Source organism: Streptomyces sp. NPDC017940 (assembly GCF_044328435.1).
Classification (GTDB): Bacteria; Actinomycetota; Actinomycetes; order Streptomycetales; family Streptomycetaceae; genus Streptomyces.
On record NZ_JBIRHJ010000007.1, the window covers coordinates 330,593 to 357,295 of the forward strand.

At 69.4% G+C, this 26,703-nt stretch carries 30 protein-coding genes; 13 read left to right on the forward strand and 17 right to left on the reverse strand.

The annotated features are described in order from the left end of the window. Positions 1 to 275 precede the first annotated feature (275 nt). The 5 genes from ACH4DX_RS25080 (at position 276) to ACH4DX_RS25100 (ending at position 3,847) form a co-directional block, all read left to right on the forward strand. Complete coding sequence (locus tag ACH4DX_RS25080) at positions 276 to 1,019, forward strand: GAF and ANTAR domain-containing protein (protein WP_398156776.1); 744 nt, start codon at positions 276 to 278, stop codon at positions 1,017 to 1,019. Beyond that, positions 1,016 to 1,744: an ANTAR domain-containing protein gene (locus ACH4DX_RS25085; RefSeq protein ID WP_398156777.1), complete on the forward strand. Its 729-nt coding sequence runs from the start codon at positions 1,016 to 1,018 to the stop codon at positions 1,742 to 1,744. Before ACH4DX_RS25080 ends, ACH4DX_RS25085 begins: the two co-directional genes overlap by 4 nt. 69 nt (positions 1,745 to 1,813) lie before the next feature. Beyond that, positions 1,814 to 2,497, forward strand: coding sequence for a GAF and ANTAR domain-containing protein (locus ACH4DX_RS25090; RefSeq protein ID WP_398156778.1), 684 nt, complete (start codon positions 1,814 to 1,816; stop codon positions 2,495 to 2,497). 584 nt (positions 2,498 to 3,081) lie between these two features. Beyond that, positions 3,082 to 3,453 (forward strand): hypothetical protein, encoded by a 372-nt coding sequence (locus tag ACH4DX_RS25095; protein WP_398156779.1) that lies wholly within the window; start codon positions 3,082 to 3,084, stop codon positions 3,451 to 3,453. Between the two features lie 106 nt (positions 3,454 to 3,559). After that, positions 3,560 to 3,847 (forward strand): STAS domain-containing protein, encoded by a 288-nt coding sequence (locus tag ACH4DX_RS25100; RefSeq protein WP_398156780.1) that lies wholly within the window; start codon positions 3,560 to 3,562, stop codon positions 3,845 to 3,847. A gap of 115 nt (positions 3,848 to 3,962) precedes the next feature. On the opposite strand, the gene ACH4DX_RS25105 is transcribed toward ACH4DX_RS25100, so the two are convergent. Next, the gene (locus ACH4DX_RS25105; RefSeq protein ID WP_398156781.1) at positions 3,963 to 4,235 is read right to left on the reverse strand and encodes a hypothetical protein; all 273 of its coding nucleotides are present in this window, start codon (positions 4,233 to 4,235) and stop codon (positions 3,963 to 3,965) included. A gap of 342 nt (positions 4,236 to 4,577) precedes the next feature. Here ACH4DX_RS25105 and ACH4DX_RS25110 point away from each other — a divergent pair, with 342 nt between their 5' ends. After that, entirely contained in the window at positions 4,578 to 5,357 is a 780-nt protein-coding gene (locus ACH4DX_RS25110) for a hypothetical protein (protein WP_398156782.1), read from the forward strand. 137 nt (positions 5,358 to 5,494) lie between these two features. Further along, entirely contained in the window at positions 5,495 to 5,803 is a 309-nt protein-coding gene (locus ACH4DX_RS25115; RefSeq protein WP_398156783.1) for a hypothetical protein, read from the forward strand. Positions 5,804 to 5,962: 159 nt separating this feature from the next. Here ACH4DX_RS25115 and ACH4DX_RS25120 read toward each other — a convergent pair whose 3' ends face one another. Further along, positions 5,963 to 6,922: a LysR family transcriptional regulator gene (locus tag ACH4DX_RS25120; protein ID WP_398156784.1), complete on the reverse strand. Its 960-nt coding sequence runs from the start codon at positions 6,920 to 6,922 to the stop codon at positions 5,963 to 5,965. Between the two features lie 203 nt (positions 6,923 to 7,125). On the opposite strand from ACH4DX_RS25120, the gene ACH4DX_RS25125 reads away from it, so the two are divergent. The 5 genes from ACH4DX_RS25125 to ACH4DX_RS25145 all read left to right on the forward strand — a co-directional run bounded on the left by ACH4DX_RS25125 (position 7,126) and on the right by ACH4DX_RS25145 (position 12,154). Then, entirely contained in the window at positions 7,126 to 7,932 is an 807-nt protein-coding gene (locus tag ACH4DX_RS25125; protein WP_398156785.1) for a S1 family peptidase, read from the forward strand. Positions 7,933 to 8,701: 769 nt separating this feature from the next. Further along, a complete protein-coding gene (locus ACH4DX_RS25130; RefSeq protein ID WP_398156786.1) occupies positions 8,702 to 9,589 on the forward strand; it encodes an endonuclease NucS domain-containing protein in 888 nt (295 codons plus the stop codon). A 448-nt stretch (positions 9,590 to 10,037) separates the two neighbouring features. Next, positions 10,038 to 10,214, forward strand: a complete 177-nt coding sequence (locus ACH4DX_RS25135) for a hypothetical protein (RefSeq protein ID WP_187645619.1) — start codon at positions 10,038 to 10,040, stop codon at positions 10,212 to 10,214. Positions 10,215 to 10,223: 9 nt separating this feature from the next. Beyond that, positions 10,224 to 11,435 carry a JmjC domain-containing protein gene (locus ACH4DX_RS25140; protein ID WP_398156787.1) on the forward strand — a complete coding sequence of 404 codons (1,212 nt, stop codon included), beginning with the start codon at positions 10,224 to 10,226 and terminating at the stop codon, positions 11,433 to 11,435. Beyond that, positions 11,345 to 12,154, forward strand: a complete 810-nt coding sequence (locus ACH4DX_RS25145) for an aldo/keto reductase (protein WP_398156788.1) — start codon at positions 11,345 to 11,347, stop codon at positions 12,152 to 12,154. The genes ACH4DX_RS25140 and ACH4DX_RS25145 overlap by 91 nt, the downstream gene beginning before the upstream one ends. On the opposite strand, the gene ACH4DX_RS25150 is transcribed toward ACH4DX_RS25145, so the two are convergent. Both ACH4DX_RS25150 and ACH4DX_RS25155 read right to left on the reverse strand, forming a co-directional pair. Next, on the reverse strand, positions 12,142 to 12,981 hold the full coding sequence (locus ACH4DX_RS25150; protein WP_398156789.1) for a hypothetical protein: 840 nt from the start codon (positions 12,979 to 12,981) through the stop codon (positions 12,142 to 12,144). The genes ACH4DX_RS25145 and ACH4DX_RS25150 overlap by 13 nt on opposite strands. Positions 12,982 to 14,000: 1,019 nt before the next feature. Further along, positions 14,001 to 14,453, reverse strand: a complete 453-nt coding sequence (locus tag ACH4DX_RS25155) for a DUF317 domain-containing protein (protein ID WP_398156790.1) — start codon at positions 14,451 to 14,453, stop codon at positions 14,001 to 14,003. Between the two features lie 376 nt (positions 14,454 to 14,829). Here ACH4DX_RS25155 and ACH4DX_RS25160 point away from each other — a divergent pair, with 376 nt between their 5' ends. Further along, a complete protein-coding gene (locus tag ACH4DX_RS25160; RefSeq protein ID WP_398156791.1) occupies positions 14,830 to 15,186 on the forward strand; it encodes a hypothetical protein in 357 nt (118 codons plus the stop codon). Positions 15,187 to 15,423: 237 nt separating this feature from the next. On the opposite strand, the gene ACH4DX_RS25165 is transcribed toward ACH4DX_RS25160, so the two are convergent. From ACH4DX_RS25165 to ACH4DX_RS25225, 13 genes are all read right to left on the reverse strand, one after another. Next, positions 15,424 to 16,542 carry a DnaB-like helicase N-terminal domain-containing protein gene (locus ACH4DX_RS25165; RefSeq protein ID WP_398156792.1) on the reverse strand — a complete coding sequence of 373 codons (1,119 nt, stop codon included), beginning with the start codon at positions 16,540 to 16,542 and terminating at the stop codon, positions 15,424 to 15,426. Then, a complete protein-coding gene (locus tag ACH4DX_RS25170; RefSeq protein ID WP_398156793.1) occupies positions 16,542 to 17,780 on the reverse strand; it encodes a DNA cytosine methyltransferase in 1,239 nt (412 codons plus the stop codon). The genes ACH4DX_RS25165 and ACH4DX_RS25170 overlap by 1 nt, the downstream gene beginning before the upstream one ends. After that, the gene (locus tag ACH4DX_RS25175) at positions 17,777 to 18,649 is read right to left on the reverse strand and encodes a hypothetical protein (protein WP_398156794.1); all 873 of its coding nucleotides are present in this window, start codon (positions 18,647 to 18,649) and stop codon (positions 17,777 to 17,779) included. The genes ACH4DX_RS25170 and ACH4DX_RS25175 overlap by 4 nt, the downstream gene beginning before the upstream one ends. Before the next feature lie 95 nt (positions 18,650 to 18,744). After that, positions 18,745 to 19,758 carry a hypothetical protein gene (locus ACH4DX_RS25180; RefSeq protein ID WP_398156795.1) on the reverse strand — a complete coding sequence of 338 codons (1,014 nt, stop codon included), beginning with the start codon at positions 19,756 to 19,758 and terminating at the stop codon, positions 18,745 to 18,747. Between the two features lie 33 nt (positions 19,759 to 19,791). Further along, positions 19,792 to 20,385, reverse strand: a complete 594-nt coding sequence (locus tag ACH4DX_RS25185) for a hypothetical protein (protein WP_398156796.1) — start codon at positions 20,383 to 20,385, stop codon at positions 19,792 to 19,794. A gap of 16 nt (positions 20,386 to 20,401) precedes the next feature. Further along, positions 20,402 to 21,154 carry a hypothetical protein gene (locus ACH4DX_RS25190; protein ID WP_398156797.1) on the reverse strand — a complete coding sequence of 251 codons (753 nt, stop codon included), beginning with the start codon at positions 21,152 to 21,154 and terminating at the stop codon, positions 20,402 to 20,404. Then, positions 21,151 to 21,423, reverse strand: a complete 273-nt coding sequence (locus ACH4DX_RS25195; protein ID WP_398156798.1) for a hypothetical protein — start codon at positions 21,421 to 21,423, stop codon at positions 21,151 to 21,153. Before ACH4DX_RS25195 ends, ACH4DX_RS25190 begins: the two co-directional genes overlap by 4 nt. A gap of 86 nt (positions 21,424 to 21,509) precedes the next feature. Continuing rightward, positions 21,510 to 23,306 (reverse strand): TraM recognition domain-containing protein, encoded by a 1,797-nt coding sequence (locus ACH4DX_RS25200; RefSeq protein WP_398156799.1) that lies wholly within the window; start codon positions 23,304 to 23,306, stop codon positions 21,510 to 21,512. Between the two features lie 37 nt (positions 23,307 to 23,343). Then, positions 23,344 to 24,135: a DUF317 domain-containing protein gene (locus ACH4DX_RS25205; protein WP_398156800.1), complete on the reverse strand. Its 792-nt coding sequence runs from the start codon at positions 24,133 to 24,135 to the stop codon at positions 23,344 to 23,346. Positions 24,136 to 24,140: 5 nt separating this feature from the next. Further along, positions 24,141 to 24,746 carry a hypothetical protein gene (locus ACH4DX_RS25210; protein WP_398156801.1) on the reverse strand — a complete coding sequence of 202 codons (606 nt, stop codon included), beginning with the start codon at positions 24,744 to 24,746 and terminating at the stop codon, positions 24,141 to 24,143. 64 nt (positions 24,747 to 24,810) lie between these two features. Further along, positions 24,811 to 25,434: a hypothetical protein gene (locus tag ACH4DX_RS25215; protein WP_398156802.1), complete on the reverse strand. Its 624-nt coding sequence runs from the start codon at positions 25,432 to 25,434 to the stop codon at positions 24,811 to 24,813. A gap of 70 nt (positions 25,435 to 25,504) precedes the next feature. After that, entirely contained in the window at positions 25,505 to 26,335 is an 831-nt protein-coding gene (locus tag ACH4DX_RS25220) for a DUF317 domain-containing protein (RefSeq protein ID WP_398156803.1), read from the reverse strand. Beyond that, the gene (locus ACH4DX_RS25225; protein ID WP_398156804.1) at positions 26,332 to 26,676 is read right to left on the reverse strand and encodes a hypothetical protein; all 345 of its coding nucleotides are present in this window, start codon (positions 26,674 to 26,676) and stop codon (positions 26,332 to 26,334) included. Before ACH4DX_RS25225 ends, ACH4DX_RS25220 begins: the two co-directional genes overlap by 4 nt. Positions 26,677 to 26,703: the final 27 nt, after the last annotated feature.

Sequence of the window (26,703 nt, forward strand, 5' to 3'; positions counted from 1 at the left end):
CGGACCAAGGACGCGGGGCGCGAACGCCCGCCGGTGGGTGTGCGCATGGCCGTGCTTCCGATCTCTGGCACTCAACCACCGATGCTGCCCATGATCGGAAGCCAATGTCACGATTACCGTGCGGGGCGATACCGTCCGTGCGAGTACGGGCAACTCTCTCCACCATACGCTTCTGGGGCGGCCACGCGATGGCGCAAGCCCAAGGTGCCCCCGCGCCCCCTAGACTGGAAGGGCCGTTTCCCGGCCGGGTTCGGCCGGGTGGGAGGTGACAGACCGTGGTCCCCGAGGGCGACCTTGCCTCAGTCCTGGCCGACCTGCGCCCGGCGTCCGGCAGCGGGGGTCTGCTGGCGGCCGACGCGACCCGGTGCGCACGGGCTCTGGGAGTCGACGGTGTGGCGGTGTCGGTGACCGGCGGTGGTCTTAACGAACTACTGTGGTGCACCCCCGGCGCCAGCGCCGAGCTGGAGGACCTGCAGTTCACGCTGGGCGAGGGGCCGGGCCCCGAGGCCGCCGCCTCGGGCACGGCGGTCATGGTGCCCGACCTGGCGCGTGAACCGGCCGACCGGTGGCCCGTCCTGCTGCCCGAGGCCCTGGCCCTGGGCATCCGAGCGGTGATCGGCCTCCCGCTGCTGGTCGGCAGGGTGTGCCTGGGAACCATGACCATGCAGCGTGCCGGCCCCGGCCCTCTGGAGGGCGCGGCGCTGACCGATGCCCGGATCGTGACGCGCGCGGTGACCGCCACGCTCGTGCGCGACAGCGGGCGCTGGGATGCCTTCGCCACCGCGGAGGACGGCTCGCACTTCTACCGGGCCGCCGTGCACCAGGCCGCCGGGATGATCAGCGTGCAGGCCGGTGTCTCCGTGGCCGAGGCGCTGATCCGGCTGCGGGCCCACGCCTTCCGCCACGGTCGGCCGTTGATCGAGGTCGCCGACGACGTGGTGGCTCGGCGGGTGCAATTTCCCCATGATGATGGAGACGAGCCGGGCGGCTTTGCCGTCGGAGGGACTGAAGGGCCATGACGCGAGAAGAACGCCTGCTGGCGGCCGTCATCGACGCGGTCGACACGCTCGTCGACGACTTCGATCTGATCGACTTCCTGCACACCCTGTGTGACCGCTGCACCGAGTTGCTGGACGTGTCGGCGGTGGGCGTCATGCTCGAAGACCCCAGCGGCAAACTCCAGTTGATCGCCGCCTCCGACGAGCACACCCGCCTGCTGGAACTCTTCGCACTCCAGCACGACGAAGGCCCCTGCGTGGAATGTCACCGCAGCGGCACGCTCAGGCTGAACATAGACCTCACCTGCCCCGTGGAGACCAGCCCCTTCCCGACCTTCGCGGCCCGCGCGCGCGAGGCCGGTTTCGTGGTCACCCACGCCCTGCCGATGCGCCTGCGCGCGAAGGTCATCGGCGCGCTGAACCTCTTCGACCCCCGCCCGCAGAACCTCTCCGCCGCCGATGTACGGGTGGCCCAGGCCCTGGCGGACGTGGCGACCATCGCCATCCTCCAGCACCGCACCGTCGCCCACGCCAACCAGCAGCGCGCCCAGATGCGCGCCGCCCTGATCAGCCGCGTGGTCATCGAACAGGCCAAGGGCATCCTCGCCGAACGCTGGAACACCGGTGTCGACGAAGCCTTCGACGCCCTGCGCCGCCACGCCCGCTCCCACCAGCTCGGCCTGACCCAGCTGTGCCGCCAGATCATCGACGGACACCTCGACACCGACACCATCACCCGCCCCTGACCGCCCCCGCGCCACCCGCCTTCCAGGGCCACCGGCTCTCCGGCCGCTCCCCCTCCCCCGGGACACTCCATGAACGACGACCACGCCGCCGCCTGGCGCAGGATCGGCGCGGACGGCGGGGACATCACCCTCGCCACCGCCTCCCGCGCCTGCGCGGCCGACCTCCAAGCGGACTGCCTCGGCGTGACCCTGGTCATCGCGGGCGAACTGCGCCTGATGGGACACGCCACCGACGAACGCGCCCGGCGCCTGGAGGACGCCCAGCTCACCACCGGGGAAGGCCCCTGCACCGATGCCTACGTACGCCGCGCCCTGGTCGAAGAAGCGGACCTCCACCAGGCTTACGCCCGCTGGCCGGCCTTCACCCAAGCCGCCGCGGGCCAGCAGATGCGCTCCGTCACGGCCCTGCCCCTGACCACCGGCCATCTGCGCCTGGGCGCCATGGACCTCTACCGCACCACGCCGGGCCTCCTCGACGACCGGCACAAGCGCCTCGCCCGTGCCTACGCCCGCATCCTCGCCCTCCTCGCCCTGGACGAGCACCCCCACCTGCTCACCGCCGAACACCGCCGAACACTGCCCGGCCCTCAGGGATACCCGCCCAGTGTCCACATGGCCGCCGGCGTCCTCGCCGAGATCTACCAACTGGCCCCCGACGACGCGCTGGCCCGTATGCGCGCCCACGCCTTCCACCACGACCAGCCGCTGCACCAGACCGCCGACCACGTCCTGACCCACCGGTCCCTCGACTGAGGCGTGCGGTCCCCACCGCCGGGCGCCGAAGCCGAGTGCCGCATGAGGTCGCCGGGAACGTGGGGACGTACGCACCGGAGGCAGCCACAGCCCCCTGCGACCATGAGTCCCCGAGTGCTTACAGGCCCGTCAGAGCCATCCTTCACCCCTCCGTGCCGTACCGGATCGGTTGCTTCCTCTCGGCCGAAAGAGCACCCACTCCGAGCGCCGGTGTGCCTCAACGCGCCGCTTCTGCTCCATCCGACCGTCCCGCGCTCTGGTCGCGGACGCCGATGCGGCCTACGGTGTGCAGCGAAGACCAGGCCCGAGCTGACGCCCCGCACGGTCGCCGCGTCTTTCTCGGCTCCCAGACCCCGGGCCGCTGGCAGGACAGAACGGCCCGAGACGGCCGGGCCCTCGCAGCGGACGCAGAGGGGCCCCGGCTCTCGGTCCTCCACAGTGGAGCGAATCCCGCGTGCTCCGTCAGGGAGGACCATGACGCGGGGACATATGCGGAGGGGAGCCCTCTGTCCCCGCGCCGCGCGGCCACCGTCGATCGCCGACTACCGGCGGTGGCCGCGCCCCAGGACGGCGCCCCCGCCCCCATGGGGGGACTGGGGACGGGGACGCTGCCGGACAACGGCTGCCCTCACCTCCAGCCTGCCCCCGGACCACCTGCCCTGAGCCAGCCTCGCGGCAAGGGGTCGAATTCGCTCAACAGGCCGTCAATAACGGATGCACGTTGGGCAGGTGAACTGGGCGAGCAATCATCGGCCGGCAGGTTCCCCGAACGCTCCCAAAAGTCGGTCATCCAGGCCACCGGCTTCCGCGAGGCGGTCGACGACTACGCCGAGTACTGCGCCGACATCGTGGGCAACGCCTACCCCGCCGACACCCCCGTCGGCATCCGCGAGCTGCTCGACGACCTGTACGCGCAAACCGAACAGGAGCCGTTGCCGGTCGACGACGCCGAGTGAGGCCTAGACACGGCGGCCCTGCACAGCGCCATCGTCACCTCGATGTACACCGCCGAGGAGCAGTGGGAAGCCCTGCCCCGCGCTCTGAGCGAGGCGGCCGAGGGTGATGGAACGCGGCTCGACAGGATCGCCGCCGGCAGCGGCGACGAGCAGCAGAAGGAGCGCACGTGGGGGCCAGTTCCTCGTGCTGGATCTGGCCGGGGTGCCGTTCTGCGACTCGGCCGGGTTGAACGTGCTGATCGGAGCATGGCGGCAGGCGGATGCGGTCGGGGCTGTGCTGATGCTGGCATGTGTGCCTAAGCCGCTGCGGCGCATCCTTGAGATGACCGGAGCGGATCAGTGTTTGCGGGTCTGTGACACGGTCGCCGACGCAGAAGCCGCCTTCGGCTGCTGAGACCCCTCATCGGCATCGAGTTCCACGAGGTCGCGAATGTGGAACCCGGCTTCCGCGGGCGGTGTCCGAGAGGCTGGTCGAGGCTGACGATGTACTGGTTGCACCGTCCGGCCCGTCATCGGCGCAGATAGCCGACCTGTTCGGGATCGGTGGTGATCGCCTGCACCGTGCGTTCGGTGATCTGGCAGACGGCAGTGATGGTACGCAGCGGCTGTTTTACCGCGCCCAGCAGCCTCTCACTCCGTCTCCTGGAGCAAGCACGTACCCGGCGGGAAACGCCGGAACTTCTATCACCCCAGAGCAGCGAGGTTGCGGCACCAGCGAGCGCAAGATGCAAGATCGGACTGGACAGTTCCGGCTGACACCGACCAACGCGTTCCTTCACCATCCAGCTAGCGTCGGCACGCAGATGCAGCGACGGGGAAGAAGGGACAACTGTCTAGTACGGGTTGGCCTTGCAGATGTCAGCTCTAAGCTGCATGCGATCTTGCATAGATCAGCGTGACCTCGCATCAAGGGGCGGGGTTAGCCGTACGTGGTGCATTCGTTGGAGGTTTATGGAGGGCGGGTCTGTAGGGCCGCCGACGGCCGGGTTCGAGGTGGCGTACGTTGCCCCTGACGGGTCGGAGTCGCGGCGTTTGCTGGCAGATGCGTGGGCCGTGCGGTTCGAGCACGTCGCCCCTGTACGCACGTTCACGTCGTACCGCGGCCAGCGGAATTTGCCGGGCCTGTGGTGGTCCGCCACGGCGGCTGGGCGGCCACCTATGACGCGGTGCTGACCGCCCTCATGATCTGCGCGCACATCTGGGCCGACGGCCGCCTGCCAGGCGAGGAGTTCCACGTCTGGCACACCTGGGTCAGCCGGACGTACGCCCTTATCCCCTATGACCACGCCGCCAAGTCCTACACGTCCTACAGCACGTCCAAGCTGTTCGCCGCCCTCTATCCCGAGGCCGTCGGCCTGGCACCGCTGATTGCCTCTCCCCACTGGCGGCAGCTGGCTTGCGGTACCAGCACGGAGCAAGCCCAGTTCTTCGCCGAGGTCGGCAAGCGCGTCACCTACCCCTACAGCAAGGAGGAGCATGGCGACGCCGTCGCGCACTGGGCCATCGCGGATGCCTGGCGCCCACCCTCGACACCGCTGACGATCTACACGCCGGGCCAGGTTCGCGGAAAGCTCTCTCCGTTCCACGCCAGTCGGGCCGCGCGGCACGCGAACAGCGTGAAGTGGTACAGCCGCATCAACCGGAACCAGGGCCGCACACTCCTGTTCCACAACCACCTCAAGCCCGTCCTTCTGCGCGAGAGGACACCGCAATACGTGAAGTGGGAAGGCGCCATCTGGCACAGCAGCCGCACCGATGACCTCATGAAGGAAGAGGTCGCGCGGCGGTGCAAAGAACTCCAAGCTGGGGCGGCACGCTTGAGGCTCCAACGAGCGGAAAATACACAGTCGGACTGGGCAGATCCGGCTGACGCCGATCAACGCGAGTCTTCACCATCCAACTAATGCCAACACGCGAATGCGCCGATCGGGAAGAACGGGTCTGTCAAACGAAACGTTTTACAGACCCGGGCCGTGTCTCTGATCAGTGGGTCTACGTTAGGCGGCGTGTTAGGTGATGAAGACAGTTGAGGGAGGTAGCGATGTTCCAGGGGCGCGCGGGCCGGCGCATGCTGGTGATCACCGCAGGGGCCGCAGGTCTGTTGGGGGCCGCGGGTAGCCCAGTGTGGGCTGGTGGTATCGGTGTCATTGGCAGTCCGGCTTTCGACAACACGTGCGTGATCGATTCTGTGGGCAGTTTCGCCGTCGGGGCCACGGTCAGCGACGGTGGGCTACTGGGCGGTAACGCCAGTCAGGCGCCAATGGATCTGTCGCGCAACCAGTGCGGCGGCGCAGACCTGGTCCCGGCTGAGAATGGGCTATTTCCGTGGCTTTATGTCGCCCCGGAATGATCTCCGATGTGCTCGCTGATCTACTTGCTTCTTTTCCAGTTCTGCGAAGGCGAGGTTGCGCAGGGGGCGGTGCCGAATATGGGGTGGTGGACGGCGTCGTCGCCGGCGCGGGACCGGGGTGGATTGCCTGGCTGAAGACTCCGGGCCCTCGTGCCTGAACTACAGGCGTGAGGTGGCCGCAGCGCCGCAGGAGGGGGCCGGGTCAAGGTCGAGCATCGCCTGGTAGAGCGGCGCCTTGTCTGCTGCTTCTCGGTAGGCTGCGGCCAGGTCGTCATGGACGGCGTCCAGATGTGCGTCGCTACGTCCCACCAGCAGCCAGCGTTGACCTATCGGGTCGCCTTCTATACGGCGTGGCACCCTGCCGCCGCTGCCGACGCTTGTGGCCTGGCACAAGGTGACGGCTTGACCGGCATCGACCAGCAGTCCGGTGGTGGCGTAGTCGCCGTGCAGCAGCCGTGGTGTCAGACCGGCCGGCAGCGCGCGGAGCAGGCCCTCCCATTCGCCGTCGGCTGTCTTGTCCAACATCCATTGCTCGTCCATCAGGTCCTGGAGCCGGACGGTGTGCTGGCTGGCGGCCGGATGGTGCTCGGAGATGAGCACAAACACGGGCTCGCGTTCAATCAGGACCCGCGATCGCAGGCCGGGCGGGATGCGCAGGTGCGTGCCTTCAATCTCGTGCACGAAGGCAACGTCGAGCTGACCGGTGGCCACCATCCGCAGCAGGGTGCTGGAGGACACATCGGTCTGGACGCTCGGAATAGTCCCGGGATACCGGTCGTGCAGTCGGCGCAGCCATGGGGGTACGGCGGGGCTGGGTGTGGAGCCGATGCGCAGATGTGGCCTCTGAGCAGCGCTGGCTGCCGCCCTCATCTCTGTAGTCAAAGTGGTCATTTCGGCCAGTACGGCGCGGGCGCGGGCGAGGAGCTGGAGTCCGAGCAGGGTGGGGCGGCAGCCCTCGGGCAGCCGGAGGAACAGCTCCCCGCCGAGTGCCTTCTCGATCCGCCGCAGTTGCGCGGTCAGGGTCGGCTGGGCCACCCCGATCGCGCGTGCTGCCTTGTGCAGGCTGCCGGCATCGGCAATGGCGCACACCGCCCGCAGATGACGTATCTCCAGTTCCATGGCGTGAGGTTAGGGCCGCGGTCGGGTTCGACCAAGTAGTTGGCGGGTGCGAACTTGTCTCGCACCCTCACCGGCGTCATCGCGCCAGCCCGATAGTGCCGGGCTATCGGACGGTAGCAGCCTCCCCGCCTGCCCCTCCCAGGGCAGACACTCATGCGCACCACCCCCCTTCCCCCACGAGAAACAGCCAGGAGACCCCCACCATGCAGGTTCGCAAACTGTCCGTACGCGCAACCGCCTGCGCCGCCGGTCTGGCAGCTACCGCCATCCTGGGCGCCACCGGACAGGCCAGCGCAGCCCCCGCTCCCGCTGACACCCCCGCACGCATCGCCACCGCGCAGCCTGCCTCCGGCAGCGCCGCCGCTGGCGCGGCAGCCGCGTCACCGAAAAAGACCGGCGCGCAGCCCATCATCGGTGGCAATGAGACGAACGCTCAGCCCTACCACGCCCGTGTTCTCCAGGACGGGCGGGGGATGTGCACCTCTACCCTGGTGACGTCCCGCCACATCATGACGGCCAGGCACTGTGTCGAGAAGTCCGCGCGGTACACGTTCCGTATCGGCAGCACCTACGCCGAAAGCGGGGGCACCACGGCCGCCGCCGCACGCATCAACCTGCATCCGTCGGCCGACCTCGCCGTGGTCACGCTGGACCGCGACGTGAGCCACGCGCCCGCCAAGGTCGCCAACAGCTATCCGCAGACAGGCTCCAACGTGTCCGTCTACGGATGGGGCGCCACCTGCCAGCAGAACGAATCCTCCTGCCAGTCCCCTGTCCTGAAGAGCGCCACCATGCGGATGACCGGCACGGCCACCGACTCCTATGGCGGCACCGCACTCGCCCTGAGCGGAGTCAACGGTGTCGCAGCTGGTGGCGATTCCGGCGGTCCGGCGATGGTCAACAACGTCGTGGTCGGCGTGGCCTCCACCAGCGACCGGCAGTCCCGCTCGCAGTACACCGCCACCGCCCGATACGTCGAGTGGATAGTGTCCGCGACATCCAACCGCTGACCCGCAGCAAGCAGTCAGGGGCGGCAAACACCGCTATCCCTGCCGACCCCCACGGCGGCCAAGGGCCTCTGCGGAGGACACCCGGCTCCGTTTGGTGCCTGGCTCCCCCCGGGTGCCGCTCCTGGAGGGAGCCGGGGCAGGCCCCCGCGATCCGCCGCTTCTCCACCATTCACACACCACTGCCCCGGCCGACGCCATGGGGCGGCGCAAGCCGCCCTCGTGCGGTGTGCCGGGGCGGGTTCCCCTCGTCGGCACCAGTCCCTCGAACCCAGTCAAGCCCCCCATGAAGAGCGGATTGAAGCTGTACGTTGCCGGGATCTCGCGGGTTGAAGAGGTACCCAGCGGCGAGGGGCGAGGGTAGGCGCCGAGGAACAGTTCGAGGTCTCAGTCGGCCCCGGACGGGACGCAGTCACGGCCCCCTGCCGGAGGCGTGGGCCGTGCCGTTCGAGCACGCCTTCCGCGTACACGCCTGCGCGTCGTACCGCCAGCAGCGCCGCAATACGTCAAGTGGGAAGGCGCCATCTGGCACAGCAGCCGCACCGACGACCTCATGAAGGAAGAGGTCGCTCGGCGACGCCGCGAACTCCAAGCCGGTGCAGCGCGGCTGCGGAACCAACGCGCCGAAAATGCAAGATCTAACTGGGTACATCCGGCGGACACGGCCCCACCCGTTCTTTCACCATCCAGCTAGCGCAGACGCACGAATGCAGCGACGGGGAAGAACGGACACCTCATCGGCGTTGGTGATCTCTGAGCCGAGGAGGGGAAGGTGTCGGGCCTGAAGCTGTTCAACACGAAAGGCGGCGTGACCGAGGTCACGCCGCGTCTTGCTGGGGTCGAGGCTGACGTACAGGACCTCGTCGAGGCGCACATGGAGACGATGCTGGGCGTCACGTTCCTCGCGAGCGAGTACGTCATCGACTGCGTCGACGGCGGGAGGATCGACTCGCTGGGCCTCGACGAGAACGGGGCACCGGTGATCGTCGAGTACAAGCGCGGTACTGACGCAGGCGTGATAAACCAGGGCCTCTATTACATGGCCTGGCTCACGAACCACAAGGACGCCTTCCGGAACCTGGTCCGCGACCGGCTCGGGGTGAGGGCCGCGTCCCAGATCCTGTGGAGCGCACCTCGGCTGATCTGTGTGGCCGGCGACTTCACCCGCTACGACGCGCACGCCGTACGCGAGCACCGGCGCTCGATCGACCTGGTCCGCTACCGGTATTTCGGCAACGACCACTTCGGCCTTGAGACCGTGGCCTCGGTCACGGGGCACTCGGCCGAGGCCAAGCGGGCACGGCGCCGCGCGGCCGGGACGCCGCCGTATCGGAGGCAGGACGGTGCGATGGCCGAGCTGGCCCAGGCGGTCGACGAGGTCCTTGTCGGGCTCGGGGACGGCGTCACACGGGTGCAGCGCAAGCAGTACCGCGCCTACCAGCGACTGCGGAATTTTGCCTGTGTGTGTCCGCCGCAGCAGACCAAGCTCCTCGTCTATCTCAAGGCGGACCCAAAGGAGGTCGACCTCGTCCCTGGTTTCACCCGGGACGTGACGGGGCTGGGTCACCACGGCACGGGTGACCTGGAGCTGCAGCTGCGTACGGAGCGGGACCTGGAGCGTGCCCAGGACCTGTTCCGTCTCAGCTACGCCGCGGCGTAGAGGTCTCGCGCGGGGCGTTGTTCAGCTTGGTGTGGAGTTGTTTGGTCGTCGTGGTGCTGCCTTTCGCCGTGACGGGCAGGGGTTGGCGGTGGACCACTAATGGTGCGGAGGATCCCCGGTTTTGCTAACCGGGGATCCTCTGCTATGTAGCGCGCTGCCGATGGGCGGCTTGGTCTACGAAGCGCCGCTCCACAGCACGTCGATATTTGCTGCTCCCGGTTCGAATCCGTCGGGGTGTGCGGCTGTCGCTCGTTGTGCAGCATCGGAGAGTCCTCGCGGCATGTGTTGGGGCGTGCCGATGCGGCCTTGGGTGATCCGCGCAACCGGCACACGGGACGCACACATCTCGCACATCTGTCCGAATCCCGCTCTACTGGCATCTGTTGGACGCGGGTTAACTCAGACCTTCGCCCGGATCTGGGCGGTAGCGGCTGAGAGGAGAGCGTCGATGGCAGACAGGGCGTCCACACAGGTTTCGGGGACCAGCCCCGCGCTTCTGATCGCTGTGGAAGAACTGGCGACGGCGCACGACCGCAGCGAGTCCGAGCGGTCCGACGTCACCAGCTCGCAGAACAGCGCGGGCGATGACGGCGACAACCGTGACCTGAACCTCCCGAAGGAGTAAGGGGAACCCATGGAGCACCGGCTCGTCGCCCACATCGAGAAAGCTCTCGGCTGGGACGGGCCGGGCTCCGTGGGGACCGCGTTCGCACGCGGTCGTCTCACGGACCCGGATCTGCCCGCACGATTGTTGACCCCGCACAAGCTGCTGGACCTGATCAAGCGCCGCCACCTGGTCAATCCGCAGCTGCGCTGCTACGCCGAGGGCAGGGAGATACATCCCTCCACGTTCCTGTCCACCAACGTGAACCGGCGCAGGCAGGCCGTCAGCCAGGCGGACATGGCGGCCCTTGGACGGATCCTCAAGGACGGTGGCACCGTGGTCCTGGACCACGTGGACTTCTTCGACCCGACTCTGGAAGTCGCATGCCGGGCCCTGGGCTGGTGGTCCGGCGAACTGGCCTCCGCCAACGCATACCTGGCGGTCGGTGAAACCGACGGATTCCACCTGCACTGGGACGACCACGAGGTCATCGCCGTGCAGCTTTCCGGCGAGAAGTCGTGGGAGGTGCGCGGCCCGTCCCGGCCGGCGCCGATGTACCGCGACGCCGAACGTAATCGCACGCCCTCAAAGGAAGTGCTGTGGAAGGGCACCATGCGGGCCGGGGACGTCATGCACATCCCCCGGGGCTTCTGGCACACCGCTACCCGCCTCGGCTCCGACAGCGGTGGCCACTCGCTGCACGTGACGTTCGGTTTCACCAAACGGACCGGCGTCACGTGGGCCAACTTCCTCTCTGACGCCGCACGCGCCGACGAGGCGTTCCGCCGCGACCTGGAAGGCGCCGAGGCAACCGATCACCAGCTGCTGACAGATAAGCTCAGCGCTCTCGCCGCCAGCTACAGCCCCGAGCGGTACTTGGACGAGCTGCGATTCAACACCCCGCCCGCACGCCATATGCCCGATGTGAGCGCCTTCGGCCGACCGGAGGGGGTCGCGGCCGTCACCGAGTTCGCCCCCTCCATCGTCCGCGTCGGCGACACGATCCAAGTCAGCGGTGGAGGCAAGCGGCTGACCCTCCATGAGCGCGCCGAACCGGGTCTGCGCGCGCTCCTGTCGGCTCACCCCGTTTGCCTGGACGGCGCCGATGAGGACACCACCACTCTGGCCGACCTGCTGATCACGGAGGGGCTGTGCGAACCGCTGACGGAAACATCGTCCTTGGGCTATACCGGTCTGGTCACGCCCGTGACGTACTCGAAGCAGCCGCCGATGTCGGCGTAGCACGCCTCGACACCGCCTCGAACTACCTCCGCCATCGCTCTCACGAGGTCCTGAAGACGGTGGCCGGCGACCTCCTGCCGAAGTTCTCGGTCTCCACCAAGGTCGGATACTTCCCCGGGGAACACTCCCTTGCCCCCGCCCGGCTGCGCGCCGCAGTGGTGCAGGCCGCCAAGGATCTGGGACGGGAGCCGGACGCGGTACTCCTCCACAACCCAGAGCACTCCCACCCAGACGCCGAGACGTTCACGCAGGCGTGCGCGGTCTTGTCCGACGCCACGCAGACGGGACTGTGCGGGGGGTGGGGGATATCCAGCTGGGATCCCCGCCCGCTCGTGGACCTGGACGCACCCCGCCCTGATGTCCTCATGGTCCGGGCAGGGCTGCTGGTGGGCGTCGACGTCCTTGAAGCGGCCGAGGCCCTGGTGGCGCGGTGGCGGCCGTCGCAGGTGTGGGGCATGAGCCCCTTCGGCGGCAGTACGACCGAGGCGGTGTGGGGGAAGTTCGACCCGCAGATCTTCCTACGGGGCTCCCCGCCGATCACGAGGGTTCAGGCGGCATTCCGCTCCGCCTACGGCCTGCCGAGGGCCGACGCGGTCGCGGTCGGCACGGACAACGTCGATCACCTGCGGGAGCTGGCCGGCGCCCTGGCGTACGAGGTCGACGACCAAGTGGTGCGGGAGTACCGGCAGCTCCTCCGGGCCCGCCGTCAGCCCGCCTGAAGTTCCCTCACCACTCGCTGCGCGGTCTCCCGGGCGGCCCCCAGCCGAGGGTCGTCCGGGTCGGCGTAAGGGCCGAGGACTTTCGCGGCGACGAACAGCGTCATCAGCTTGCCTTCCCGGCTCTCCAGATCGTCACGCCGCTCGCGACGGACGCGGTCGGCCAGGACCGGGACGGCGAGGGAGGCGCCCCACAGATTCGCCGCGTCCAGGCCGCGCGGGGCCATGCCCCAGTCCTCCCAGTCGAACAGACAGAACACAGGCGCCGTCACGTTCGCCCAGTTGAAATCGGCATGGGCCGGACGCCATTCCACGACGGCCGTATCGACACCGGGGAAGACGCTGTGGATCGTTCCCCTGATGAGTTCCTGCGTGAGCGTCTCGGTATCCGGTGTCGCGATCCGGTTGGTGTGCTGCGCAGCGAGGGCATCCAGAGAAGCGTTCATCGCGGCCCACCATTCCTCGGCCAGGCGCGGATCTTCCGTCACCACGGCGCTGCCCACCGGCGCCGCGGGCAGCAGCTCCGTCTCGTCCGCTCGCCACATCACCGGCTCCGTCTCGTCCCGCCACGCGACGCCGGCGAGCCAGGCCGGCTTCGCGATCCCGAGCAGGGCCTCGGCGGACGCGGTGCCATCCCCGCCCTGAACCCCGATCCGGTCGAGCCCACGCCGCTCGATGCGCACCCACGTACCGCGGTCCGTGCGTGCCCCAACGGAGCGGCGCTTACGCACCACAAGCTCGTGATCCAGGCGTACCCCGAGCGACCGCTCCACACGGTCCAGTACGGCTTCCACGGGCTCTTTACGCAGATCCACCGAACGCAGCGTCATGCGCCCGAAAGTACCGCGTCTGTGCCGCAACGCGCCGAGTCCCGGAGTGGGCGTTGATCGAAGGTGCCGTCGTACGAGGGTGCTCGCCTCTGCCGGTCGCGCCCTTGCGCGCTACAGGCGGAGTCGCACCCTCCTTCTGAACGGACATTCGGCAAAAGGTAAACGGGCTTCATCCGCTTGTGAAGATTTCCGGATTGGGGGATGGTCTCGGCTCTCCTTTGCGCGCTGTATGCACGTTGTGGCGCGCTGAGCGCGCAATCCAACGGCCCTTACGGCTACATATGGGGGAAGGACGGCGATTTCAGACTTCTCGGGAAGGCGGCTCTCTGGTTCGGTCGCAAGGCATATCGTCGTCTCTGTGATGTCGGCCCGTCCGGCGTGCAACTCCAAGCAGCGGCAATTGAGTTCGTGGCCAAGCCACTCCCATTGGTGTATTGGAGGCACACATGAACGACGGGGAGTCTCGCGACAAGGGGAAGGGACCAGCAAAGGTCTTGCTCACCTTCCTGTCAGCACTGGCCGGTCGAGCTGTTGCCGACTGGTTCAACGACTGGAGGAGGCGCCACGGCCTGTAGCTGGTCCCTGACCACCCTTCGCTGACCGCATACGCGGCCAGCTGGCCGGGTCTTACGAACCCGTCCTTGCGGGGTCACGCCTTCGCGGGGCGTGATCCCGCACTTTCGTTGGCGGCAAACTATGAACTCGACACCGCCCGTTCAACGGTCAGGCATGCGTCAAGTTAATAGGGTCACCACCTCAAGCACTGTAGCGCGCTCCCCGCACGCGTGGGGGTGGTCCGCGCTTCTTGCCGTTAATCCGAACCTAGCCAGGTCGCGACGGGCGCTCGCCGCACGCGCGGGGCTCGGCTGCACTCCCCACTCCGGTCCAAACGCACAATAGTAAACCCAAATAAGCAATGGTGGTGGCACTCGGCGGTCCTGCCAACCGCCGCATCTGGACCATTTATGCCGCCGACTGGACTCCGCCGAGGCGGTGCGGCGCCCTCTGGCTGCCAGCGATCAGTGTGTACGGCCGGCCGCGGGGCTGGCTGGGACTGCCGGGATGACCGACGGGGCGGTGTCGAGGCTCGTCCTGTGTTCGCGGCTGGTCGTCTGCCTCCGGCGGGTGCCGGTTGCGTGGGCGAGGTTCTCAGCGAGGTCGGCGAGTAGCGAGCTGGGGGTGTGCGGGGACGCGGTGAGGGCCCAGGTGGGGTGGTCAGGGTTGGGGCCGGCCCAAACGGTCCAGGTCGCGAGGGTCTGGTTTGAGTGCTGGGCGGCGAAGGCATCGAACTGGAATCCCGCGTCTGCCGCGGGGGATGTCCAGCGGATCCATCGCCCGTCCACGGTGTGTTTCCACCCGGCGTCGGAGAGGGGCTGCGTGGCGGCGGCGATGGTCTTTTCGTCCAACGGGGCGCTGAGGGCTGTGTCCCAGCCGTGGCCATCGGCGAGGTGGTCCAGCAGTTCCTGCAGCACGGGGCAGGAGTGGCGCCGGTCGCGGTGAGAACCCACATACGGTCGGAGACCGGCGTCTCGTACGCCGCCAAGGTCCATGCGGTCTCGTGGATGGGGCTTCGTGGATGCGCTCGATGCGCAGGGTCTGGGATTCGTGGATGACGTGGGTCGTCTCATCGGACCAGGTCCTCCACTTTTCCCAGTCGCGGTGGGCATCGAGGAACGCCTCCAGGAGGGCATCGTGGTCGCCGGCGTCGGCCGCGTATGCCGGGACGGTTTCCGGTTCCGAGCGTGCGGGCTCAGGTTCGACGGCGAGTAGGGCGAGGGATGCCCGTGCCGTGGCGGCGGCGCGCTCGGTGTCGGTCATGGGCGCCGGTCCGGGGCGCATGGCGGCGCCGTGGAGCTTCTCGAAGGCGACCATGGCCTGGGCCGGCGAGTCGAAGGTGTCGGCGACCTGTCGCAGGTGATTCTCGCCGTGGAGGTAGACGCTCTTGCCGCCGCTGAGGTAGCTGCCGACGGCGACGGTGGTGTGGCCGTCCTCGGCGTGGGCGTGGATGAGGAGGTGGCCGTGGCGGATGTCGTCATAGATCTTCTGGGCCTCGTGGGAGACCTCGCGGATCTCGCTGCGGGTGCACCAGGGCATCGGGTAGTCGGCCCAGGTCCATTCTTCGTCGATCGCTGCGCGCAGCCTGGGGGTGATCTCGGTATCGATGCCTTCGGCGTGAGGGCGTCGGCGGCCTTGTCCGCCCAGTAGGGCTCCTCGTGGTCGATGCGGACGAGGAGCATCGTGTCGTCGCTGACCGGCCGGAAGCCTTTTGAGGCGAGGGTGGCGCGGGTGGTGTACGGCGTGCTGCCGGTGAGGGTGGCGACGACGGCGCTGGGGTGCTGTGGGTGCAGGGCGAGATGAACGTGTGCGTCGGGCGCGGTGTCGGGCATAGGGGCTCGTTTCGCCGGTCCGGGCCGGTGGGGAGGTCGGCCCGGACCGGGGGTTCTAGCGGGTGGCTCGGACAGGGGTGGGGACGATCCGCGGTGGCGGCCCGGCCCGAGGGGCAGCCGGGGTTCGGGCCGGGCGGGCGGTACGCGGTACTGCTGGGCTGGTGGCTTGCTGCCAGCGGGAGCGCAGAGCGGTGAGGTCGGCCAGAGCCCGCCGGCTGCCGGTGATCAGCTGGTGGGGACTGTTGGCCGGATCGTCGGTCAAGGCGGCGATGCTGACGGCGACGGTCTGCGCTCGGGTGAGCAGAGCGCGCTGCAGGACCTTCTCGCCCCAGTGTTCGGGTGAGCCGACCGGCGTGGAGAGCAGAGTCAGCAGGTCGGCGGGGGCGATGTCGTGTGCGAGCAGGCCGCGGTGCTGGGCTTCCCAGAGCACGGTGATCGGGTCTACGGCCTCGCCGCGGTGCGTGAGCGCGGCCAGGCACTGCCACAGCGCCGCGTGCAGGGGGAGAGCGAAGTCTTCGGAAACGAGCCAGCGCATCTGACTGGTCTCGGCGGGGTACGCGGTCGCGGTGGCGAGCAGGAGGCGTTCCTCGTCGAGGGCTTCCTCGCTCGTGTCCCTGGCGGGTGCCGGCGGCAGCGCGGTGCGAGGCAGGGAGCCGGGGTGCGAGGCGAAGCGGCCGGAGAGGTCGTCCAGGAACCGGGCGAGGGCATCGGCCTGCTGCACGGTGGCCTTCGCGCGGTGGGGCACGGTGGTGTCCACCGCGGTCTGGGCCAGGTGCTCGGCGTGCAGGCGCAGGCTGCGGCGGGCGTGGTCGGCGCGGATCATCCGGGCGTACGTGGCCGCGTGCTGGGGCCAGGGGCAGATCTGGATGAGGGTGTGCAGGTAGGAGGCGGTCAGCCCGGGAGCGTGCGGGCGGGCCGTGTCCAGGACGGTGTTCAGCCAGGCCGGGCTCGTGCGGTGCTGCTCGGCGTCGGGGGCCGGCGCCGTGCGCATGGCGCGGAACAGCTCGCCGTGCGTGTGGTTGGAGAAGTGGCCCGGATCCAGCGACCCGATCTCGTCGCGGCGGTGAGGCTCCAGCAGGAGGGCGCCGAGCAGGGATTGTTCGGCGTAGTGCACGGGTGGGGGCGGCGGAAGGCCGTCCAGGTCATCGTTCTCGTCGGAGAGGGAGTGGGGCATTAGGCGGCCAGGGTGAAGTCGTCGGGGGTGAGGTACTTGCCGAGGTGCGGTGCCAGCAGGTGGGCTGCGAGCCGGGGCGGGACCGCGTTGCCGACCTGGCTGAAGATCTGGCCCTTGTTGCCCTGCCAGGGATAGTCGGCGGGGAAGGTCTGCAGGATGCCGGCCTCGGCGGCGGTGATCCGGATCGGATCGGGGGCCGGGTCGGTGCCCGGTGGTGTGGGGGTGACCGGCTCGGCCTGCCACACGCACTCGTTGGCCCGGTGGCCGAAGAACAGGGTCCCGGCCGGCTCGTCGATGGTGCGGACGGTGGCGTTGGCCTGGTTGTTGTTGCGCAGGGTCCAGCGCCACGCCGTAGGTATGGCTCGGGCGGTGGGGTGCTCAGCGTGGACGGCCCTCGCCTCCCGGCCATCCGCTGCAGCGATGGCCGAGTTGCCGGGCGGGTGCGGTTTCCAGGTGCCGCGGTCGCGGGCGTCGCTGAGGGTCTTGCGGGAGCCGGAGGGGAACGGTTCGGGCCCGCCCCCGGGTCCGCCTCCGGCGCAGACGGTGGGTACGGGACGGTCGGTGGCGCCCCAGCCGAGGGCTTCGGCCATGGATATCCAGCGGGCGCGGCCCGGGCCGAACAGCGAGTCGGGCTCGGCGAGTTTGGCGTGTGTGGGCGGCGGCGGCTCGGCGGTCCGCGTGCGCGAGGCGAGCAGGATCGCCCGCCTCCTCGTCTGCGGCACCCCGTAGTCGGCTGCGTTCAAGACGCCCGTCCAGACCGAGTACCCCCAGGTCCGCAGGATCGCGGCGTACTGGCGCCACAGGGGCAGCACGTCGGGGACCTCTTCCATCGCGACCCACTCCGGCTGGCCGTGCTGGTGCAGGGCGTGCAGGTAGCGCATGGGTTCGGCGGCAAGCAGGGAGCGTTCGTCGCGGCAAGCGGCGAGCAGCTTGGCGCGGGTGTCCAGACCCTGAGCGAGATCGGCAACGACCTGGTGGACCAGGGGCTGGTCGACGAGCCCGAGGCGCTTGCCGGCCATCGACCATGCCTGGCACGGCGGGCTTGCGATCAGCCCGGTGATCCTGCCGAGGAACGGCCAGAGAGGATAGGCGGCGACATCGGTGCGGATCGTCAACTGACCTGCCGCTGAGCGGGTTTTGCACGCCCACTCGTCCCATTCCAGGCCCACGTCCCGCACACCGAGCACGGTCAAAGCCTGGCTCCATCCCCCGGGGCCGGCGAACAGGTCGAGTATCAAGAGGCCAGTCCGAAATCGTCCTGAACCGGCTCGGCTCCACCGCGGCAGGCCCACGGGGAGCAGCCGTCGATAACGCCGTCTTCCAAATCCTGGGCGTCTGCTTCGCTGTCGCCGAGTTCTTGCTGTAGGGCGGCCCATTCGGCGGCGGTGACATGGTCGATCGGCGCCTGGTCGAGCGGCACGCGTGAGCGGTGGAGGAACGCTTCGCCCAGTAGCCGGTTGCCTGTGGCGTTGGCGCGCGCATTTCCATTCCGGATGGCCGCATCGAAGGCCACCACGTCCGACCACTCCTGCGGCGAGGAGTCCCGGATGGATCTCCACTGCGCGTTTCCGTGAAACGGGCAACCCAGGCAGCTCGATTTGGGTGTGTCCGCCAGCCCGAGCGACGTCAAGTACCTTATGCAGTCGGCCCTTGACCAGCCCATATCGATGAGTGGATGGCGGTTGCGCATGTATTTGACGTCCGCGTCCTTGGCCCGGTGGAATTCATCGGTCGAAATGCCGACCCACTGCTCCACATAGACGTCTCTCGGGATGCGAGCCGGATAGGGGTACTCGAGTAGTTCGCGCACCTTCTTCTTCAGTGGCTTAATTTTGTACTCGCCAGTACATTGGCGCCTGGTCATCCCGGGCTTGCCGTCCTGGTTCAGGATGTACAAAGGCATTGAAGCAAAGCGGTGTTGCGGGTCGAGTGCGTCTTTTCTGATGTTTCCGGAGGAGACGCGCAGAATGGGAATTCCGGCTGGTGCGGCTATCTCCCGCTCCAGTCGGTCGAGATGCCGGTAAACGGCCTGCGGTTCCCAGCCGGTATCGGCGAATATCGCGTAATCGACCCTGGGGAGGGCGCCCTTGGCAGACAGGGCCAGCATGGCGCTGGATTGAACTCCAGCGCCTAGAGAAATGCATTTGAAGGTGGGGGATTCGGAAATGGTGCGTCCTTGGGGCGTCACGGAAAGAGGGGGAGTCAGCGCCGGGCCGGTGTCGCAGACGGCGCGACGGGCCGCGCGGGGACAGGCGCCGCCGCGGGAGTGGTGCGAAGGTCTGCGGGCGCGCGGCCGATGCCGTCGGCGAGTTCGTGCACCGTCGTCGTGGCGCTGGCGAGTTGGGCGTGGATGCCCGGAGGCATCTGACGCCAGTGGGACCAGTCCCGGGCCCAGGCGAGGATGTCGCCCGCGCTGTGCAGCTGGCCGGAGAGCCAGAGCAGGGCCGCCTGCTGCTGGTCGTCCGTGGCATGTGAGGCTCGGCCCAGCTCGTGCCAGGGCTGCGGCGGGGCGGATGCGGCTTCCAGACCGTGGAGCCGGGCGTGCAGCAGCGCGCCGAAGACCGGTGCGGGCGCTGTCCTCGCCGTGATGCGCCCGCTGGTGCGCAGGTGAGGGGTGAAGTCGAGGAGGACGTCGTCCGGCGCGATCTGAGGCGAGATGAAGTCGGCCAGGACGCGGGTGATGTCCTCCGGCGTGGGGTCGGCGCCGTCGGCCACCGCAGGCGGGATGCTCGTTTCCGCCGCAGTGCCGGCCACGGGGAGGGCGGAGGTGGGGCTCAGGTGACTGACCCGGATGGCAAGGTGTCGTAGCGCGGTGGCGGCGTCGTGCAGCCAGGCGCGGGTGTACCCAGGAAGATGCGGAAAGTCCCCTGCCCGGTTGAGGTAGTTGGCTGTGTGGGGCAGTTGGGTGGCGAGGTGAGCGAGAAGAGCCGCCCGCTGATGTCCGTCGGCGCCGGTGAGGGCCGTCAGCCGCAGTTCGTCCAGGTCGGTCGGTAGCGGACCGGGATCCGCAGATGAGCCGTAGAGCCGGGTGTGCAGCGTTGTGAGGTAGTGGTGGATGGATCCGCCGCCGCGGTGGTTGAAGCGGGAGGCGACTCGCGGGCGGGTCTTGTAGCCGATGAGGACGTCACGGATCGCGATGTCGGGCGCGATCATGTCGGCCAGCGCGCGGGCGAGTTGATATCGAGTGGGGTGCGTGCGGCTCTCCAGGGCGAGCAAGGGACAGGGTGAACGGCGGGACAGGGCTGGGCGTCATCGGGAGCGCGGGGGAGCAGCCGTGACCGGGGGCAGTGCCGGGCGGGCTGTCGATGGCTTGGTCGCGACCTGCTGCTGGGCGGCCTGCGGTGGGCGGGGCGCGGCTGTCGGAAGGCTGTTGGTGATGCTGGTGGCAAGGTAGAGGCAGGCGGTGGCCCCCACGTCGAGCTGCAGGGCGGCGTCCTTGAGGTGGCCGTTCATGCGGGGGATGGCGTCGGCGTGGCGAGCCGCGCGGACCTGGGCGTCGCCAGCCGGGGACCCCTCGAAGGACGCTCCCTCGTATGGGTTGGCGGAGATGGCTTCGGCGAGGTCGGTGCAGGCCAGGGAAGCGCCGGCGACGGTGGCGGACAGCGCTTCCCGACCCGCGCGGGTGCCGGTGAGGCGCGTGTACGCGCTGTTGTCCAGCGCCGTCAGGTGCCCGAGCGCGGTGGCGGTCAGTTCCTGGGCCTTGAGTAGAAGCGGAGTGATCTGGTGCAGCGCGTTCGTACCGGGGGAGTAGGAGAGGTCGCGCACGCGGTCGTGCAGTTCCTCGAATCCCTGGGCCAGGGAGTGGAGTTGCTGGATCTGTTCGTTCAGGTCGGGTGCGGGCATGGGGCTCCGGGAGGGGTCAGCGGCTTCGGGTGGCCGTCTGCGTGCTGGTCACGGGGCGGGGTGAGGGGCCCGCTGGGGCGGCCGGGGGCAGGGTGAGGACGGTGGCGAGGACCGTGGCTCCGGTGGGGGTGAGGTGCACGCGGTCCTGGGGCGGGCCGCCGATATATGCGGGCGCGGCGGAGTTGGCCTTGCGGGCGATCAGGCCCTTCGCTTCCAGGGACCGCAGCGTGCTGATCAGCACGCGTGCCGTGCGGTGGTGGACGTACTGCCGGTCGGCGGAGCCGGTGACCACGACGTGGCCGCGGGCGATCTCGTGCAGGGCCGTGTGCTGCGCGGCGGAGAGCGGTTCCTCGGGCGGCGCGGTGTTGCTCAAGCGCCTTCGCCGTATCTCTCCGGCCACGCGCGTCGCGCTGTCCAGGACGGCTTCGGGGGCCAGAGCGGTCAGCTCGCGCGCCAGATGAGGGCCATGGCCGGCGGAGGCCGTGCTCAGGTAGGCGAGCTGTTTGAGCCGGACGACGGCGTCGGACAGCTCGGCGCTCTCATAGAGCCGTTCATCGCGTATGGCCTGGATGACGGCGAGGGTCTCAGCGGCCAGGCCCTGTGCAGCGGCGACGTGCGTCGCCGGATCGGGCTCGGCGCTGTCGGCGAGCAGTAGGTCGAGCATGTCGTTGTGCTGGCTGTAGTGGCCGGCGAGGGTGAGCAGACGCTCGACGGGCGTCGGCGGTGGCGGCACCTCGAACAGCAGCGCGTCGGCGGGTGGCTCGGTCATGCCCGGGAGCGGGGTCGAGGGGCGCGTGCGGAGGTCGGCGCCGGCGCGGTGGTGAGCATCGGCGGCTCTGCCGGAGGTTGCGGCGCGGATGCAAAGGAATCGAGGACGGCGTCAACTTCCGCGATGTGCCTGGTGCAGGCGAGGGCCTGCTGGTTCGTTGCGGGGTGGGTGATGGCCCGCAGCGTGACCTCGGGGTCACTGTTGCCGCATTCCAGGCAGCAGCGATGGCGGGGGTTCCAGTCGTCGGGGACTTCGTGGAGCTGTGTCATAGGCGGTTCCAGGTGTGCTGACGGGCGGTGCGCAGATCGGGATGGACGGCGCGTGAAGCCGAGCGGCTGAGGGAGAAGGGCGAGGTCTACGCGGCGGTGTCGAAGTCGGACTGCCTGGGGGCGGCCTTGGCGACGGCCCGGTCGGTGATGCCCTTCGACGCGCGGGCGGAGGCTGCGGACAGTTCGTCGGCGCCGGGCTCGAGATACCAGGGGCGAAGGTCGAGCATCGCGGCGCGCATGCCGGTGGCGAAGCAGAGCGCGGTGCCCTTGGGCAGGGCGCGGATGGCGTCGGCGGCCAGGATCCGCTCCTGTCGCATCGACACCGAGGTGCTCTTGCCGGACTCCGAGTGCGAGGTGGAGGTGGTCTCGACGTCGTGGTCGCCGATCAGCCGGGAGAGCTTGTCGGCGAAGTCCGGGTCGTCGATGCCGGAGCCGATCACCTTGATCGTGGAGGCGGACCACATGGCGTCCATGCCGGCGTCCCCCCAGACTTTCTGGCCCTGGCGGTAGCTCTGCAGGATCGTGATGGGGATGATCCCGCGGCTGCCCAGGTGGGAGTACAGGTCCGGCAGGTCACTGATCTTGCACACGTTCGCGGCCTCATCCAAGATCGCGAGCATCGGCGGGTCCAGGCGCCCGCCGGCGCGCTCGGCCTGCGCGGTCGCGGCCCGCATCACGGAGTCCGCGCACGCGGCGATCAGGGCGCTGGCTCCGCCGCCGCCGTCCTTGGAGAGCAGGTACAAGGTGTCGGTCGAGGTGACGAACGCCTCCGGGCGGAACTCCTCGATGTCCTTCTGCGGGGTCACCCACGCGGCGATCTCCGAGTTCAAGAGTGCGGCGGCGTACTGCCTCGCGGTCTCGTAGATGCCGTCGCGGGTTTCCGGCGGGCCTTCGACGGTGCCCTTGAGCTGTGAGGCGACGGCGGTGAAGCCGTGGTCGCGCAGGATGTCCAGCGGGGTGCGGTCGGCGGGGAAGGCCAGCCACTGCATTACGTCGGTGATGGGGCGCTCGTCGAGGGCGGCGGCGAGGAAGAGCTGGGAGAGGATGTTGGATCCGGCCTTGGACCAGAAGTCGCCTTGCTGGCTCGCGTCCACGCTCGCGGCGAGGAAGTGGCCGGCGAGCCTGCCTGCCCCGTCGAGGGTCTTGGCGGTGGCCAGCGGGTTCCACCACATCTCGCGCTGGGCGTGGGCGATCTGCTGCGGGTCCATCGACCAGGTCCGGCCGACGGCCGCCCGCGCGTCGAGCGTGGCGGTAAAGGCATCGCCCGCCGCCTTGTTGGAGGTCAGCAGGACCGGGCCGGGCGCGTTCAGGATGGAGGGGATCGCCAGCGACGTGGTCTTGCCGGAGCGCGGCGCCATGATCGCGACCGCGACGTCCTCGTACCCCATGCGCACCTCATGCCGGGTGCCTTGCAGGTTGCCCAGGAGGATGCCGGTGTCCTTGGCTTCGATGTGCTTGGCGTCCTTCAGACTCGGGCGCAGCGAGCGGGCTTTGGAGGTGATGGCCTTGGACATCAGGGGCTCGATGTCCGTGTGCTTGGCCATGCCGTCGATGCGCTTCTTGCGCCCGCCGTTGCCGCTCTTATGCCGCTTGTAGAGCACGGCGGCGGCGATGCCGAGGGCGAGCAATACGGCGCCGGGCAGGACGCGCGTGCCGATCAGGAGGGACGTTTCTCCCAGGTCTGGCCAGAGCTGGTCGGGGTGCAGGAGGGCTTGAACGGGCTGGTAGGGGGCGCCGGGCTCGGAGTCGGTGGCCCAGGCGGTGATCTGGCCGCCGAGCCAGGCGAGATTGGACAGGGGAACGCCGACGGCGATGGCCCCAAGAAGGATCTTGAAGACGATGTCGGTCGCGTCGGTGGACTTGGTGGAGGAGGGCTGGGGCAAGAGGGCGGTTCCAGAAGGGGGGTTGGGTGCTGGCTGGTCAGCGGGGCCGACGCGGCTTGGGCACGTTCGGCGAGGAGGGCGCAGCGGCCGGTGGCGGCGGGGTGCGCCGCTGAGCGAGGGAGGTGGTGCGGCGTTCCAGCGCGAAGGCGAGGGTGTCCGCGCTGACCTGACCGGAGCTGGTGCGCCCCTGGGTGGAAGCCAGGTGGGGGACGCGGTGCGGTTCTCGGACCAGGGGCGTCTCGTCGGCCAGCGCGCCGAAGAGCGCCGAGACGAGGTACGGTGGGGTGTTGCCGTCCACGTATGCGCGCCAGACCGCGGGGAGCTGGTGGACGGAGGTCTCGGCGATCCAGTTGGCGGTGCGGCCGTCTTCGTGGATGGTGCGGTCGACGCGGGCCATGCCGTCGGGTGCGGTCATGCCCTGGGGGGAGGTGTGACCGTCGTGGTGGCGGGGAGCGTGCCAGCCTGCCGCGTGCAGCACCGCGTACGGGTCGCCGGACGTCATCGGCGGTGGGGCGGGGTCGGTGAGGGCGTCGGTGACTGCGGCGATGATCTCGACCGGAGTGTGGGCGTCGAAGGTCATCGACCAGGCCCGTTGGTCACCGTGGTGGGCGTGGCGCAGGGTCCACCACGGCTCGGCTGGGTCGGGGTCGGGGGCGATGCGCAGTTGGGCGAGCTGGTCGGGGCTGGTCAGGATGACTCGGGGTACGAGCGGGTCCTCGGCGGTGCTCCAGTGGCAGGCGCGGTGGAGCGGGACGGTGACCCAGGTGGGGTCGCCGGGGCCGGCGAGGTAGCGGGGTGCGACCAGGACCACGTCGATGTCGTGCGGCACGCCGGTCACCTCCGGACCACGGAGGACGGCGGCGCGCTGGGGGCCGCGGGGCGTGCGTGCGTCGTGGCTGAGGTCAGAGCCGGTGAGCGCGGTGGGGGGTTCTGGGCGGCGGCCTGGATTTCGAGGAGAGCCTTGCCGTGGTTGGACCAGTCGTTCAGGTAGGACCAGGCTTCCTCGTTGCGTTCGGCGAGCGCGTCGTCGTACGCGAAGCTGCCCGGCCTGGCGGTCAGGGGCAGCGCGTCGCGGGCTTCGAGCCATTCGTGCTGAAGCGTGCCGAGCCGCTTGAGGGCGTAGTCGAGGACGCCCAGCTGCCAGGGCCAGCGTGACTGGATGTGCGCGGGATTGAGCTGCTGCACCTGCACTTCGGCGGTGGCCAGCAGTTCCTTGGCGAAGGAGCGGACGCGGTTGAAGGACCGCCAGGTGTCCGCGTCGCGTTTGACGGCGCGCCGGCTGTGCTCGTCGTCGTCGAGCGGCCAGCCTTCGAGGTCACTGTGCTCCTCTCGCCAGGCGTCGAAGTCGGCGAGGATCTGCTCGCTTTCACGCAGGAAGGCGGCGAGCTGGTGCAGCCGCTCGCGGTGGATCGCATCGGGCGTTTGGGCAGGCGGGGACAAGAGCGCTCTCAGACGGAAGACGGATAGGGGGCGGTGAGCCGGGCGGACGTGCCGCCCGGCTCGGTCAGCGGATCCGGCCGATGGGGGACGCGGCGCGGGGCGCTGGCGGGGGTGTGGCGGGAGCGGCGTTCAGATGGTCCTCGCGCGTGGCAGCGAGCGGTGCCGCCTGGGGGCCGAGCTGCTCGCGGGCCAAGGTGTTGATGTCGAGGACGGCCTGGCCGTGGTCGGCCCATCGGTCGAGGTGGGGCCGGGCTTCGGCATAGGACTCAGTGAGCAGCGCTTCGTGGGCCCTGCCCCCGGCGCCGTCCGGCAGGGCGTCGCGACGGTCGATCCAACGGCGGTGCACGGCGTACAGCTGCTGGGTGCTGGTGCGCAGCTGTCGAAGCTGCCCGGCGAAGTGCCGCGTCTGCTCGGAGTCGGGAAGCTGGTCGAGCTGCTGATGCGCGGCATCCACCAGGGTGTCGGCGTGGTAGTACACCGTGCCGAAGGCGGACAGGAGGTCCGAGTCCCGTTGGGCCTGTCGGCGGTTGTAGGCAACTTCGTCGTCGGGCCGGCCCGTGTCGGGGTCGCAGTGATCGTGTGAGTAGGTGGCCCACCGGGAGTGGATGAACCTGCTGTCGCGGAGGTACAGGGCGAGTTGGTTCAGGTACAGCTGGTGGGCGTGTGCGGGCAGTGTGTACGTGGGCAAGGCGGGGTCCTAGGGAGCGATCGCGGACCCGGGACGGGGGGGCCGGACGGGTGGAGCTGCCCGCCTGTGTTCACCGGCCCCGGGCAGCGGCTGAGGGAACCGCGGCGGGAGGCGGGCCACCCCGCGTGGCCAGTGCGGCGGTGCGGCGGGCCTTTCGGGCGGCTGCGCGGATGGCTTTCAGTCGGGCCTCGTGCGCGGTGGCGAGTTCCTCGCCCTGCGGGCCGCGCTGTTCCTGGGTGACCAGGTGGGTGTGCGGCACGTCGTACATGCCGCGCTGGACGGGCTCGTCGCTGGCCAGCGCGCTGGTGAACGCGGCGATCAGGTGGGGCGGCATCTGGTCGTCGAGGTAGGCGTGCCAAATGCGGTGAAAGCCACCGCCGCCGTTGGGCACGGCGGCCTGGGCCCGCCAGTGGAAGGTCTCACCCGGCAAGACGGCCCACCGCTCCAGGCTGAGGATGCCGTCGGGGTGGCGGGCGATCTCGTTGCCGCGTTCGTCGCGCTCGTAGGACCAGCCCGCCGCGGTAAGGGGCGACCAGGTCGGCGGCGTCTGCTCTGGGGCGGGCTCGAGCAGCGCGTCGGTGAGGTGGGCGAGGATCTCCACGGGGATGTTCGCGCCGAACTCGGTGTACCAGCGCCGGCCGTCTGCTTCCTGGCCGCGGACGCGCCACCATGCCCCGTACGGTTCGGGGACGGGCTCCAGCACCACGGTGTGCCGGTGGTCGGGGCCGACCAGCAGGACGTGGGGGAAGGCCGGGTCGGAGCGGTTCGCCCAGCCCGCGGCCCGCAGTGCCTGGGTGATGTGCCGGGGGTCGCCGCGTCCGGCGAGATGGCGGGGTTGGGTCTCGAACCAGATGATGTCGTGCGGGGAGTTGGCGCGGGTGGGCAGGTAGGGATCGCTCATCGCTCCGAGGCGCCGGTCTGCGTACGCAGCCGCTGGACGTCCCAGTGCAGAACATGCCAGTACGTGGCCTCCTGGGCGGCTTCGCGGAAGGCTTCCGTGCTCAGACGGAGTTCGTCGCTCAGGGGGAACGCGGCCTGCTGGCCGATGAGGTGCTCGCTGCAGCGCAGGATGTTGCCGAGCTGGATCGGGACGCCGTCGTCCTCGTCGAGCAGTGGCGCGAGCAGCGGCAGTACGTCCTCCAGCGGGGGATGCGTGCGGAGGTAGGCCGCGAGATCGGCGAGGGTGCTCGTGGCCTGACGGATCTGGCCGGGGGTGGGGGCATCGGGTGCGTGGTGGGGCAAGTCGGGGTGCTTTCAGCGCGAGGACAG

Coding starts and splice junctions, on each gene's coding strand:
- ACH4DX_RS25085 (WP_398156777.1), top strand. CDS start 1,016: ATGACGCGAGAAGAACGCCTGCTGGCGGCCGTCATCGACGCGGTCGAC.
- ACH4DX_RS25090 (WP_398156778.1), top strand. CDS start 1,814: ATGAACGACGACCACGCCGCCGCCTGGCGCAGGATCGGCGCGGACGGC.
- ACH4DX_RS25095 (WP_398156779.1), top strand. CDS start 3,082: ATGGGGGGACTGGGGACGGGGACGCTGCCGGACAACGGCTGCCCTCAC.
- ACH4DX_RS25100 (WP_398156780.1), top strand. CDS start 3,560: ATGGAACGCGGCTCGACAGGATCGCCGCCGGCAGCGGCGACGAGCAGC.
- ACH4DX_RS25105 (WP_398156781.1), bottom strand. CDS start 4,235: ATGGTGAAGGAACGCGTTGGTCGGTGTCAGCCGGAACTGTCCAGTCCG.
- ACH4DX_RS25115 (WP_398156783.1), top strand. CDS start 5,495: ATGTTCCAGGGGCGCGCGGGCCGGCGCATGCTGGTGATCACCGCAGGG.
- ACH4DX_RS25120 (WP_398156784.1), bottom strand. CDS start 6,922: ATGGAACTGGAGATACGTCATCTGCGGGCGGTGTGCGCCATTGCCGAT.
- ACH4DX_RS25125 (WP_398156785.1), top strand. CDS start 7,126: ATGCAGGTTCGCAAACTGTCCGTACGCGCAACCGCCTGCGCCGCCGGT.
- ACH4DX_RS25135 (WP_187645619.1), top strand. CDS start 10,038: ATGGCAGACAGGGCGTCCACACAGGTTTCGGGGACCAGCCCCGCGCTT.
- ACH4DX_RS25140 (WP_398156787.1), top strand. CDS start 10,224: ATGGAGCACCGGCTCGTCGCCCACATCGAGAAAGCTCTCGGCTGGGAC.
- ACH4DX_RS25150 (WP_398156789.1), bottom strand. CDS start 12,981: ATGACGCTGCGTTCGGTGGATCTGCGTAAAGAGCCCGTGGAAGCCGTA.
- ACH4DX_RS25165 (WP_398156792.1), bottom strand. CDS start 16,542: ATGCCCCACTCCCTCTCCGACGAGAACGATGACCTGGACGGCCTTCCG.
- ACH4DX_RS25175 (WP_398156794.1), bottom strand. CDS start 18,649: ATGCTGGCCCTGTCTGCCAAGGGCGCCCTCCCCAGGGTCGATTACGCG.
- ACH4DX_RS25185 (WP_398156796.1), bottom strand. CDS start 20,385: ATGCCCGCACCCGACCTGAACGAACAGATCCAGCAACTCCACTCCCTG.
- ACH4DX_RS25190 (WP_398156797.1), bottom strand. CDS start 21,154: ATGACCGAGCCACCCGCCGACGCGCTGCTGTTCGAGGTGCCGCCACCG.
- ACH4DX_RS25195 (WP_398156798.1), bottom strand. CDS start 21,423: ATGACACAGCTCCACGAAGTCCCCGACGACTGGAACCCCCGCCATCGC.
- ACH4DX_RS25220 (WP_398156803.1), bottom strand. CDS start 26,335: ATGAGCGATCCCTACCTGCCCACCCGCGCCAACTCCCCGCACGACATC.